The 13,236-nt window shown below is 46.8% G+C and carries 9 protein-coding genes and 1 pseudogene; 7 read left to right on the top strand and 3 right to left on the bottom strand.

The genetic code is table 11. From position 1 onward, the window contains the following. A pseudogene (locus ABUA34_RS08350) lies at positions 1-1,465 on the top strand (hypothetical protein); the annotation flags it as partial. Between the two features lie 111 nt (positions 1,466-1,576). On the opposite strand, the gene ABUA34_RS08345 reads toward ABUA34_RS08350, so the two are convergent. Further along, the gene (locus tag ABUA34_RS08345; RefSeq protein WP_015534305.1) at positions 1,577-2,332 is read right to left on the bottom strand and encodes a hypothetical protein; all 756 of its coding nucleotides are present in this window, start codon (positions 2,330-2,332) and stop codon (positions 1,577-1,579) included. Positions 2,333-2,493: 161 nt separating this feature from the next. Here ABUA34_RS08345 and ABUA34_RS08340 point away from each other — a divergent pair, with 161 nt between their 5' ends. The 5 genes from ABUA34_RS08340 (at position 2,494) to ABUA34_RS08320 (ending at position 10,157) form a co-directional block, all read left to right on the top strand. Next, on the top strand, positions 2,494-3,387 hold the full coding sequence (locus ABUA34_RS08340; RefSeq protein WP_015534304.1) for a coiled-coil domain-containing protein: 894 nt from the start codon (positions 2,494-2,496) through the stop codon (positions 3,385-3,387). Between the two features lie 145 nt (positions 3,388-3,532). Further along, entirely contained in the window at positions 3,533-6,040 is a 2,508-nt protein-coding gene (locus tag ABUA34_RS08335; protein WP_055222445.1) for a PAS domain-containing protein, read from the top strand. A 14-nt stretch (positions 6,041-6,054) separates the two neighbouring features. Continuing rightward, positions 6,055-7,047, top strand: a complete 993-nt coding sequence (locus ABUA34_RS08330; protein WP_015534302.1) for a rod shape-determining protein — start codon at positions 6,055-6,057, stop codon at positions 7,045-7,047. Positions 7,048-7,086: 39 nt separating this feature from the next. Further along, on the top strand, positions 7,087-9,429 hold the full coding sequence (gene recD2 / locus ABUA34_RS08325; protein ID WP_055146199.1) for an SF1B family DNA helicase RecD2: 2,343 nt from the start codon (positions 7,087-7,089) through the stop codon (positions 9,427-9,429). After that, positions 9,426-10,157 (top strand): ComFC family protein, encoded by a 732-nt coding sequence (locus tag ABUA34_RS08320; protein WP_055222446.1) that lies wholly within the window; start codon positions 9,426-9,428, stop codon positions 10,155-10,157. Before recD2 ends, ABUA34_RS08320 begins: the two co-directional genes overlap by 4 nt. On the opposite strand, the gene ABUA34_RS08315 is transcribed toward ABUA34_RS08320, so the two are convergent. Both ABUA34_RS08315 and ABUA34_RS08310 read right to left on the bottom strand, forming a co-directional pair. After that, on the bottom strand, positions 10,154-10,813 hold the full coding sequence (locus ABUA34_RS08315) for a YesL family protein (RefSeq protein ID WP_022217511.1): 660 nt from the start codon (positions 10,811-10,813) through the stop codon (positions 10,154-10,156). The two genes, ABUA34_RS08320 and ABUA34_RS08315, sit on opposite strands and share 4 nt — an antisense overlap. A 42-nt stretch (positions 10,814-10,855) precedes the next feature. Further along, positions 10,856-12,268, bottom strand: a complete 1,413-nt coding sequence (locus ABUA34_RS08310; protein WP_349823145.1) for an AAA family ATPase — start codon at positions 12,266-12,268, stop codon at positions 10,856-10,858. Positions 12,269-12,459: 191 nt separating this feature from the next. On the opposite strand from ABUA34_RS08310, the gene hisA reads away from it, so the two are divergent. Then, positions 12,460-13,236, top strand: a complete 777-nt coding sequence (gene hisA / locus ABUA34_RS08305) for a phosphoribosylformimino-5-aminoimidazole carboxamide ribotide isomerase (RefSeq protein ID WP_015534299.1) — start codon at positions 12,460-12,462, stop codon at positions 13,234-13,236.

Below are 13,236 nucleotides of genomic sequence, written 5' to 3'. Positions count from 1 at the left end.
GAGTCATGTGATCAGTGAACCGATGACTGTAACAAGCAAGATAACGCAGGCATCCTGCGAGAACGATGGTGCAAAGGTGTGTACAGCAAAATGCACGCTGAATGGCAAGAGTTATCAGAGTACCAAGAAGATAGCCATTGGTGCATTGGGACATAGATGGGATTCAGGCGTGGTTAAGAAAAAAGCTTTGTGTGCAGCAGAAGGTCTGATCAGATACACATGTGAGCGATGCCAAAAGACAAAGGATGAGAAGACAGAGCCACTCGGACATACCCAGGGAAAGGCTGTGTATGAGAATGTAAATCTGGCTACATGTCAGGCTGAAGGCAGCCGAGACAAGGTTATATACTGCACCGTGTGCAAGGCAGAACTCAGCAGGACTACTGAGATTCTTCCAAAGACAGACCATGATAGAACGCTTGTAGGAGAGAAGAAAGCTACCTGTATGGGCGGCGGATATACAGGAGATGTTGTCTGCAGCATGTGTGGTGAGATTTTTGAAACCGGTACAGCAACAGACCCAGTCGATCACAGCTACACAGCAAAGAAAACAACTGCACGATATCTGAAGAAGGCAGCAGATTATGATTCTCCGGCAGAGTATTACTATGCATGTGTACACTGTGGAGAAAAGGGTGAGACTAGCTATGCGTATGGCTCAAAGCTCACGCGTAAGAGCATATCGTCAGCAAAGGTTACACTTAACAAGACAGAATATACATATGATGGTAATTCGAGGAAGCCGGCTGTAACAGTAAAGCTTGGCGACAAAACGCTGGAGAAGGATACAGATTATACGGTTTCATACAATAAGAACAAAGCAGCCGGAACAGCAGAGGCTGTAATTATAGGCGCTGGCACATATCAGGGACAGAAGACGATCAATTTTACGATCAAAAAGGCGCCGAACAGCATAACGCTGAAAAAGCGCAGCTACAGAATAGAGATGTCAACCAGCTCGAAGAGAATATCTATTTCACAGAGCGTGAGCGCACGTGCCGGAAAGCGCAGCTACAGCTCGGATAAAAAAGCTGTAAAGGTAGACTCTGCTGGAACAATAACGATCGCAGCCCGGTATATAGGCAAGGCAAACATCACCGTATATGCTGGAGATTCGAATCATGTGAAGGTGAAGAAGATAATACCTGTTACTGTCAGCCCGAAGATACCAGGTATAAGCCAGATAAAGAGCCCATCGGCTGCGTCTGTAAGATTAAAGTGGGGAAAGATAAGCTGCGCAGATGGCTATCAGATCCAGTATTCAACAACATCAAACTTTAAAAAGGGTACATATGCATTCACGGTGTTAAGCGGTGGAAGCAAGACGACTGCGAGTCTTGGAGCAAAGCAGCGGATTAAAGGCGGAAAAACATATTATGTAAGGGTTAGAAGCTTTTCGAACAAGTTTGGCACAAGATGCTACTCAGCATGGAGCAAGACAAAGTCAGTCAGGGTGAGAAAGTAGCCGGAGATAACATATATATAAAGCTCAGCCTGTGTGATGGATTCAGTAGAAATCACACAGGCTGAGCTTTTCTTAATGTATATTCTTAAGACACATTCTTAATGCATATAGTTACTCGGCGGTCTCGCCACCCGAGGAGATATCGCCTTCGTCTGAACTGTCCTCGCTTGAGCTGTCAGAGCTGTCAGAGCCTGAGCTCTGCTGGGAACCCTCTATTGCAAGCATGGATGCATCAACCTGGGACAGCCCCGCCGGGTCAGCACAGTAATAGTCGCCGTCATCGGTTATCTTCACAGAGACCACAACAGGACTGCGGTAATCCATGTCTGCGGCTTTATTCTGAAGGATATCCGACACGCCCTGGGCAAATTCTTTCTCGTAATCTTCCTTTGTGGTGTTGTTGAAATCGCCGGCGCTGATCTTCTTGTTATAGTCGTCGATATATGCGAACACATCGTCAAATGCCTGATTGAGAATGTCCATAGGATACACGGTCACGTCCACATAGTAGTCGCTTCCGCTCTTATAGGCTCTTGACACCTCGTATTTGGCCTTGGAGTAGATGACCTTTGCGGTCTCGTCAAATATAGCATCCACCTCGTCTGTCTCTGCGTTGTTCAGTGAGTAATGATTGATGAGCTGGCCGGCCAGATAATCTATGCTGTCGCTGTACATGGCTGAGGCGTCCTCCTCGGAGCCGTCGTTGTCCTTCACGTATCCGTCAAAGCTTCCTTTGTAGTTGACGTCGAGAATGTTCTGCATGTATGTCTGATAGGTGGTCTTCTTGCGGTGAAGACAGCCTGTGAGTGATGTCATCACGAGGGTTGCCGCGAGACCTAATATGACAAGTTTTGAATGGTGTTTCATCTATATGATCCTCCGTAAAATTTAAATTCAATGAGCAGTTACAATATAGCATAAAAAAAGTGGTTTGTAATCATAAAAGGTAAAAATACTTTGCTTACAGAATTATGTGTGCTATAATTACGGAGTATCTACAATAGGATTAGTTTTTCGGAGGTAAGGTCATGGCAAAACAGGTAGAAGATGTTGTAACTGACGATAGAGTAGAATCACTGAAGACAGTGAAGTTTGGTGGATATGATAAGGCATCCGTTGATTACTATATTGATGAACTTAAGGAAAAGCACAATAAAGAAGTAGAGGAGCTTAAGGCGAACGTCAACAAGCTCAGCGAGGCTGTTCTGAGTCTCAAGACCATGAGAGAGGTCAATATGACAGAGTCTTCCAAGACCATAGAGACTCTCAAGAAGACCAATTCAGAGCAGGAGAGCGAGATAGAGTCACTCAAGGAGCAGATCAATGCATACAAGCAGAGAGAGCTTGAGAATGCAGGAAGATACGAGTCAATATCAAGAACACTTCTTGAGGCCCGTGAGAGCGCAGACGCACTGATCGCACAGACTGAGAAGGAGTGCACAGACAAGAAGAATACTATAACTGCAGAGCTCGAGGCATACGAGACAGATGTCAAGGAGAGATGCACAAAGCTCCAGACAGATACAGAGATACAGTGCCAGCAGATGTATGATCAGACCGAGGCAAAGTGTAACAGCATGAAGGATGAGGCATACTCAGAGGCAGAGAAGACAAGAAATAAATCTCACGCAGATGCAGAGGCTCTGTCGGCAAAGACAGATTACGAGTGCAAGGTTATGAGAGAGGAAGCTCAGAAGGATGCTGCCAATACAAGAAATGCAGCCACAGATGATGCAACCAGACTTCGCAACAATGTGAAGAAGGAGTGCGAGAGCGTAAGCAGATATATGTCAGATCTTCTGTCATCACTGGACAATGTTATTTCTGCATGTGCTTCAACAAAGGATGTTGCCGACAAGGCATTTACCGGACTGAAGAGCGAGGCAACTGCTATGGTTAGTGATGCTGAGGATGCACAGTAGTAATATATGATATATGGTAACATGAAACTTTTCTATGTGATGGGACATAGGAAAGTTTTATGTGCATTAAGGGGTAAATAATATACGGGGTGTATAATAATGGGATAAAACTGCACTTGTGCAGTGGATATATGGAGAGATATTTATGGAGATAAACAGACTTAGTGGTTATTCAGATTTTCTGGGAATAGTTGAATATCCTGCGGTTGTGTTCTGCGAGGATGGTGAAGTCCTCAGCATAAACAATGCCGCAGTTAAGATCGTGGGTTCGGATGTTGAATCCATTGCCATGGAGCCGGATAAGTTTATGGTCAGCGATGAGTTCTGGCCGACACTTGACGACAAGAAGGCTATCATATGGCACAGACTTGGACTTATAGTTAACGACAAGGACAGATATGTAGTCAGTGGATTTGTCAACCAGTTTGAATATGGTGACAAGAAGGCGTATATGGTATTGTTTGAGCTTCGATCAGACGTTACGATAGGAAGCGTGAGTCTTGAGAGGATCATAAACCATATAGGCGTTATAGCTCTGTATCTGTATAAGCCGGAGGGTGTATGGAGAACGAGATACGTATCTAAGAACATATCTGAGTATGGATATACAGATGGCAATTTCTACAGTGGGCTGGTGGGACTCAGCGACCTGCTCCCTAAGAGTGATTATGACCTTCTGATCGGACAGCTCTACAAGGTTCAGAATACCGGAGTGGATGATTTTGAGATGGAGACTAGGATCGTATCAGCTCACAGAGATATAAATAAGATGAGACTTAAGTGTCACATCGTGAGAACCACAGATGGCGACATGGATGGAATAGAGCTCCTGTTCATAAAGGACAAGGAGACCGGATACAATGAGGATCAGGCGGCGTATATATTATCTGCCATGTCTAAGATCAAGAGCTTTGTCATGGTACAGCAGTACGAGAATGGCAGACCGATCTTCAAGTATATAACCCCGAACGCCAAGCAGATGGGAATAAATGTGGATGCCATCAAGCTTGGTGACAGACTCATAGAGGATTATATCCATCCGAAGGACAGAAGCAGGGTTATGGCGAATGTCAGAAACGCCACGAAGCGCGAGGACAAGGACTACGAGGAAGAGTTCAGGATAGTCAACGACAGAGGCGAGGTTATCTGGGTGAAGTCCCAGAGCTCTGTGACACAGGCGGCTGATAACACATACACGGTTGAGTATTTTATATCTGATATTACGGACAAGAAGGCTCTTGAGAACAGTGTTGAGCGCGCTAAGAAGGAGTTCGATGACAAGCTCTCATACATTATGAAGACAAATACCCAGTCGGATGAGGAAAGGAATCAGATAGATACCGAGAAGTGGACTCTGATAACGAAGGCGTTCTCTGCACTCACAGGGCTTTATACAACTATCATAGATCCTGTGGGCAAGAAGATGGTTGAGCCGGCCGGCCCTCAGAAGCATATGGGTTATTTCTATGATATGTTTGAGAAGCCTCAGTATAAGCAGATATATATGAAGTTAAATGAGGTAGTTCTCAGGAACAATGTTCCGGTTATGATGGAAATGGACGATGACATCACGGGAAGTATGATCTGTGGTGCACCGATCATGATAGATGGCAAGCATGTGGCAACATGGATATGCTGCTCATATGATGACGAGGATGCAAAGAAAATGGAGAGCGTATACAAGGTGCAGTGGCAGCTTGGACGCATTTTCTCCGAATACGCATTCAGCTCTCAGATCCTGGCAAAGGAGGCGATCCGTGCCAAGTCAGAGGAGGTCATAATGGAGAACAAGCTGCAGTGGCAGAAGATTCTGCTTGATGCCCTGAACACTTCAGATAAGAGCTCCCAGCAGGTTATCAATGACGTGATAGCACAGGTGGGCGAGGTCTTAAATGCTGACGTGGCAGCCCTGTATGTGAAGGACAAGCAGGGAGATCTGGATTGCCAGTATATCTGGTCCAAGAATCAGAGCATGTCTGCGGAGGAGTATGTGACAGAGTGGCAGCGCGCCAACATGAAGTTCAGATCATGGCAGAATGGTCAGGGCTCGGGCAAGCTGGTGGACAAGGGATACCTTGTGATAGATGCAAAGCATATGGATGAAGCAGCTAAGAAGATCATGTCAGGGGGGCCTGTTAAGAGCTTTACCGCAGTTCCTGTGTATGTCAATGGCAATTATGGAGCGGTATTTGTGCTGGCGAATACCTCTATCAACAAATTGTGGACCACAGAGGAGATTGAATTTGTAAAGCAGACAGGTGATGTACTCAGAAGTGCCCTTGAGAAGATAGAGAGCGATGACAGCGTTAAACGCATAAACAGTGTTCTCCTCGATACATATAACTATATTGATGAGGGTATATTTATTAGAGAAGTTGATACTGGAAGAGTGCTGTTCTCGAACAGGACTCTGAACGATATGCTTGGATATGATTTTACAGACAAGGACAGTAAGCTCCTTATAGAGAATCTCAGAGATAAGTACAAGCTCATGGGAGGTCCGGATCAGCATCTGGCTACGGACAGCAAGGAGGTCAACTGGAGAAGCTATATAAGAAGTCTCGACAAGATCATGGATTTGACTGAAGTTAGCATGAAATGGCTTGACGGCAGCAATGCATCTCTTGTAATATTAAGGGACGTGAACGAATAGAAGGGAGACTTGTGATGGCAAGCGCAGATATTGGTATAGATTTAGGTACAGCCAGTATACTGGTGTATGTGAAAGGCAAAGGAGTCGTACTCAAGGAGCCTTCAGTAGTTGCATACGACAGGGATACTAATAAGATAGTGGCTATTGGTGAAGAGGCGAGACTTATGCTTGGAAGAACTCCGGGTAATATAGTGGCCATCAGACCTCTCAGGCAGGGCGTAATCTCTGATTATACGATAACAGAGAAGATGCTCAAGTATTTCATACAGAAGGCTGTCGGAAGGAGTTATTTTGGAAGACGACCTAGGATCAGCGTATGTGTACCTTCTCAGGTTACAGAGGTTGAGAAGAAGGCAGTTGAGGATGCAACTTATGCGGCCGGTGCCAGGGATGTGTCCATAATTGAGGAGCCTGTGGCAGCAGCCATTGGCGCAGGAATAGATATATACAGACCATGTGGTAACATGATAGTTGATATAGGTGGTGGAACTGCCGATATAGCAGTCATCTCTCTCGGAGGTCCTGTTGTCAGTGCATCCATTAAGGTGGCCGGAGATGATTTTGATGAGGCAGTTGTCAGATTCATGAGAAAGAAGCATAACCTTCTCATAGGAGAGAGAACCGCCGAGGAGATCAAGATCAAGATAGGTACATGTTACAGAAGACCTGAGAATATAACGTTGGATATACGAGGCAGAAACCTTGTAACCGGTCTTCCGAAGACTGTTACGGTCACATCGGATGAGACGGAGGAGGCACTTCGTGAGCCTGCGTCCCAGATATGTGAAGCTGTTCATTCAGTTCTGGAGAGAACTCCTCCTGAGCTTGCTGCTGATATTGCAGATCGTGGTATAGTTCTGACTGGTGGTGGTGCGCTGCTCCACGGACTTGAGGAGCTGCTTGAGGAGAAGACAGGAATAACCACCATGACAGCGGAGGATCCACTCAGAGCGGTGGCCATTGGTACAGGAAAGTACATCGAGCTTCTCAGCGAGAAGAACAATTAAGACAGGAGCTGAGGACTCAGTCTTCAGAGGAGAGAAAACTTGGTAAGAGAAGGTTACGTAGAGAAAGTTATATATAAGAATGAAGACAATGGGTACGCCGTCTTCGCCGTTGAGGGCGAGGACGGCGAAGATATTTTTGTGGGGAATCTTCACGGCGTTGCAGAGGGGATTTATGTATCGGCGGAGGGGGATTATGTAGAGCATCCAACTTATGATTTGCAGTTCAAATTCACCTCATGTGAGATCAAGATGCCGGATGATGTGCTCAGTATTGAGAAGTACCTTGGTTCGGGCATCATAAAGGGTGTCGGAGAGGCTCTGGCAAAACGTATAGTGAAGAAGTTCCGCATGGACTCACTCAGGATAATCGAGGAAGAGCCGGAGCGCCTTGCGGAGATACGTGGAATATCAGAGAGGAAGGCCAGAGACATTGCCGTGTCATACAACGAGAAGAAAGAGATGCAGGATGCGCTCATGTTCCTGACCGGTCTCAATATCCCGGTGAACCTCGCTGTAAAGATCTACAATGAATACGGTGACGAAGTGTACGACATAGTGAGGACAAATCCCTATAAGATAGCAGAGGATATAACGGGCGTTGGATTCAGGACAGCGGACGAGATTGCGGACAGACTTGGTATCGGAAGAGATTCGGATTTCAGGGTAAGAGCCGCTATTATGTATGCCCTATCCGGTGCAAATGGACTTGGTCATATGTATATTCCCCAGAAGATGCTGGTAGACAAGACATATTCATTGCTGATGAATGAGTACATGCCATATGATCCGGAGCTTGAGATGTCTATATGCAATCAGATACTTGAGCTCAGCGTTGCCGGCAAGATAATCATAAAGGAGTTGAAGGACGATCCAGATTCAGGGGAGCTCCCAGATGTGAGCCTTGATGATCCGGTGGCTGACATAGACATGGATTTGCTGGATACGGAGTCAGAGTCAAACGTGACAAATGCCGTGTATGCAGCACCTAATTATTATATGGAGCTCAATTCGGCAAGACTTCTGTGTGAGCTCAACATAGATTTCTCAAAGGCAAAGCTCAAGATAGACAAGGTTGTTGAGACGGTAGAAAAGTCAGAGAATATGAAGCTGGCTGATGCCCAGAGACTTGCCATAAGAAATGCCGTGGATCACGGCGTTGCGGTCATAACCGGAGGCCCCGGAACCGGAAAGACAACGATCATAAATGTACTTATCAAGATATACGAGAGCTTCAGGATGAAGATAGTTCTTGCTGCGCCTACAGGACGTGCAGCCAAGAGGATAACCGAGGCCACAGGATACGGAGCACAGACCATACACAGAATGCTCGAGCTTACGGGCGGAGTGGAAGGAGAAGAGACTTCTGCGTATACATTTATGCGGAATGAGAGCAATCCACTTGAGGCCGATGTTATCATAATAGATGAGATGTCCATGGTTGACAGCAGCATTTTCTACAGTCTGCTCAAGGCTGTGGCTCCGGGCACAAGACTTGTGCTTGTGGGTGATTCGGATCAGCTTCCGTCAGTTGGCCCGGGAAATGTGCTCAAGGATATCATAGCGTCCGGTGTGTTCAGCGTGTCGGTGCTGGACAGGATATACAGACAGGGCGAGGACAGCGATATCATAGGCAATGCCCACAGGATAAAGGATGGAGAGCATGTGGAGATCAAGAACAAGAGCAGGGATTTCTTCTTTGTTCCAAGGAATGGCTACAATGAGATCGTGGCAGAGCTCAAGGTGCTTCTGACAAAGCAGCTTCCATCATATTTTGGTGTGGATAAATCGGATATACAGGTGCTGACACCTATGCGTAAGTATGATATGGGTGTTGAGAACCTCAACAAGCAGCTTCAGGATGTCCTCAATCCGGAGGGACACGGAAAACCCGAGCATGACCGGGGCGATGTGGTGTTCAGACAGGGCGATAAGGTCATGCAGGTCAAGAACAATTACAAGCAGGAGTGGAAGATACTGGATCCGTCGGGCAGATTTGCCAAGGAGGAAGGAGTCGGAGTGTTCAACGGCGATATTGGATTTGTAAAGGCTGTTGACGACTACGAGCAGAGGATCGTGGTGGAATTTGACGATGGAAGACAGACTGAGTATCCATACAACCAGCTTGAGGAGCTTGAGCATGCATTTGCGATAACCATACATAAGTCGCAGGGAAGTGAGTATCCCGTGGTTGTGATCCCGCTTCTCAGATGCCCACCTAAGCTTTTGAACAGAAACCTGCTGTATACGGCGGTGACGAGAGCCAGAAGAAGCGTGGTCATAGTGGGCAATATAGGACTGGTAAATACGATGATAGACAATGAGGATGAACAGAAGAGATACACCTCATTTGCACTGAGACTCAGGGAGATGGAGAGAAGATGAAACGATGCGCAGATAAGTTCGGGTTCGGACGACTGCTCACGGATCTCCTGTATCCCCGCCGGTGTGCGATATGTGACGAGGTGCTTCCGATGGGAGAAGGGCTGATATGCAGAGGGCATAACAGCCTTCCCTATGTGAAGCCTCCGTCATGTATGGTGTGCGGCAAGGAGGTCGACAGTGAAGAGCGGGAGCTCTGTCTGGACTGTGAAAAACATTCAAGAAATTTCGAAAGAGGTTTCCCCGTATTTAATTACATGGAACCCGTCAAAGCCAGTGTTCTGGCGATAAAATACCATAACAAAAAAGAATATTGTGATTTCTACGGAGCTCAGATGGCGGAGAAGGTGCGCCCGTATGTCAGAAGGTATGGAATAGATGCGGTCACCTGTGTACCTTTGCACAGGAGAAAGCAGAGACAGCGCGGCTACAATCAGGCGGCTGTACTGGCGAAGGTTGTCGCTGATGAACTGGGGCTTCCATTCTGTGAGGATATGCTGGTGAGAAGAAAGTACACCACACCGCAGAAGAAATTGGACAACCTGGAGAGGGCAAACAACATAAAGACATCCATGGACATAGGCAGAGTGTACCCGGAGTACAGAAATATCCTGCTTGTGGATGACATATATACAACCGGTGTCACCATAGACGTGTGCGCCGGCCTTCTGAAGAAAGCCGGCGCACGCCATGTATATTATTCATCTGTATGTGTTGGCAAGGGGTGTTAGTCCTCGTCTGTATCGTCAACTATATGGAAGTCCTCGTCGCTCTTCTCTTCCTCCTCCGGCATGTACTCGTTGAAGATGTGTACAAATACCAGTGAGCACAGATAAGCGTGAAGTCCTGCGACACATATGAGCATAAGACCGAGCACGGTGGAGCTGAAATAGCATCCCGCTGCGATCGCTGCCGTTATCGCAACCATGAGAAGTGTCCATGGAAGATTCTTGATGGACATGAGGAATGCGTTCTTGATGGTCGCTTTGACTGTGTTCTCAAACTGCGCCTGAAGTGGGAATACATACAGTACAGTGAACAGGTAGATAAGTGACATGATGGTGAATATGACCAGCATACTCTTGATGTTCCTGCTCACGGCGAACCACATGTCAAATGCACACAGGACACCGGCAAGCAGAGCCAGAACGCCTATTCCTGTAGCCTGTTTGAAATTCTCCCTGAAGCTCTTGAAGAACAGCTTGACCACGCCGCCCTGACCGTTTCTGATGCATTTCATGGTGGTGTAGTAGAGCGCTGTGGTCGATGCACCTATCGTGAGGATTGGCAAGGAAGTCAGCAGCCACAGAAAATGCAATATTACTATATCGCACACTATGGTTAGAAAATTCATGATAGGATTATCTGTCGATAATGATCTGTTCAAAATAAAATACCTCTCTTTCTTTATCCAAAAAATATTACAAGCCTAAGCCATCAGATCTTCCTTTGTAAGGGTCTCAAGTGTGGCTACGTCAATGTTGTCCATGGAAACTATTCTGGTGGCCTGCCTGGATATGGCGGATTCCATAAAGTTACGGACTTCACGGGCGTTGGCAAATGTATCGTCGTGATGTGCGGCTTTGTCGTGCCAGTATTCTGAGGCGTATGCGCGGGCATCATCGTCCAGCTTGTATTCCTGCTTGGAACACATGCTCTCGAAGATGGACATAAGCTCGTCCCCGGTGTAATCCTCAAATGTGATGAATTTGTTGAATCTGGAACGAAGTCCCGGGTTGGAGCTCAGGAACTGTTCCATGAGATCCGGGTAGCCGGCAACTATGACTATGAGATCATCTCTGTGATCCTCCATAGCTTTGAGCAGCGTGTCCACTGCCTCCTGGCCGAAATCATTCTCACCCTTGCCTGCGGTGAGAGTATAAGCCTCATCTATAAATAAGATCCCGCCGAGGGCTGATTCTATGACCTCGGTTGTCTTGACGGCTGTCTGACCAATATATCCCACAACAAGTCCGCCTCTGTCGACCTCGACAAGCTGTCCTCTTGACAGTATGCCCAGACCCTTGTAGATATTTGCAAGAAGTCTTGCCACCGTGGTCTTTCCTGTTCCCGGATTGCCGGAGAATACAAGGTGGAGAGATACGGACGGTTGTTTCATGCCGTTTTCCTCGCGGAGCTTCTTGATCTTCAGAAGGTTTACGAGGTTGGTGATGTCCTTCTTCACGCTCTCGAGTCCGGTCATGGAATTCAGTTCCTCGAGAAGAGTGTCCACATCCTTGACGGGTTCAGCCCTTTCGGAAGCTGTCGACTTAGCCGGAGTCTGTGAGACTGGGGAAGCACTCTTTGGGAGTGCGTTGTACTTGTCGAGCAGTGGGCTTGGATCTATGGCGTACAGGTTCATGGACTTGAGATATTTGTCGAGCATGAGGCAGTAGCCTGTGAGCCTTGCTATCTCGTTGTCGTCAGTCATGTTGTTGCAGGCGATGAATTCCTGACCCATGAGCTTGAACATTCTGACGTAATCTCTGGAACGGTATACTGATCTGGGATTTACCTTTGCCCGGGCCAGATCGCCCTGTACAAAATATGTAAGGGATCTAGGTGGTGTCACGGCAAAATCCCCGGTTGTTCTCTCATATTTGAATGTGCGGAATTTGTCTGTTGTAAAGTGCTGGTTCAGGTATTCGCGGACAAATTTTATCTCCAGGGTAAGTTCTGCCTGGTCGGAGCTGGACAGATATGCAAGAAACTGAAGCAGGTCAAACTGAAGCATCTCTCTTGTCTTGAGTCCTGTCTTCTGGCGCGCACCGTAGCCGTCGTTGTCCAGCGAATCGGCATAGGAATAGCAGTTGTCCAGTTCGGCTTTTAGTGAGTAATTCATAAGTTGTTCCCCATCCTTTCCATAAAGCACATAATTGTATCTATTGTAAAGCCTTTGGCCCATGTAATCAAATAAAGTTTTGCCTGGTTAATCCATTTATTGTGTCATATTTGTATTTTGTATGATAAAATAGCAGTTATATGAGCAAAATTTACACCAAAAGGTGACAAAAGCGACAGGAGACAGACGATATGAGATTCAGACCATGCATAGACATACACAATGGACAGGTAAAGCAGATAGTTGGAGGCAGTCTCTGTGATGAGGGTGACAGAGCAGATGAAAACTTTGTATCACAGAAGGACGGAGACTTCTTTGCTGAACTGTACAAAAGCTATGGACTTAAGGGTGGTCATATCATACTTCTCAATCCTGCGTCCAGCGAATACTATGACGCCGATGTAAGACAGGCACAGCTCGCTCTGGCTGCATATCCGGGAGGACTGCAGATAGGCGGGGGAATAAATGCTGACAATGCACAGCGGTTCATAGATATGGGTGCGTCACATGTCATAGCCACATCATTTGTGTTCAGGGATGGAGAGATCAACTACGACAACCTGAAGGCACTTGAGAAGGCTGTGGGCAGAGAGCATCTAGTGTTGGATCTGTCCTGCCGGAAGAGGGACGGAGAGTATTATATTGTCACTGACAGATGGCAGAAATTTACAAATGTAAAGGTGGAGGAGGCAACGCTTGACCGGCTCTCAGAATACTGCGACGAGTATCTCGTTCATGCGGTGGATGTGGAGGGCAAGGCGTCAGGCATAGAGACCCATGTTGCGGACATGCTTGGAAGATGGGGAAAGCTGCCGATGACATATGCCGGAGGTGTGGCATCATTTGACGATCTGGAACAGCTCAGAAGTCTCGGAAGGAACAGGATAGACGTGACCATAGGGAGTGCACTGGATATCTTTGGGGGACATATGGCGTTTCAGAAGATTATAAGGTTTATGGAGGGTTAA

This window comes from Coprococcus sp. RTP21428st1_C9_RTP21428_210409 (genome assembly GCF_040227395.1).
In the GTDB taxonomy this organism is placed as follows: Bacteria; Bacillota; Clostridia; order Lachnospirales; family Lachnospiraceae; genus Coprococcus; species Coprococcus aceti.
Note: the sequence above shows the minus strand (reverse complement) of the source record. Positions and strands in the feature narration are given on the sequence as shown.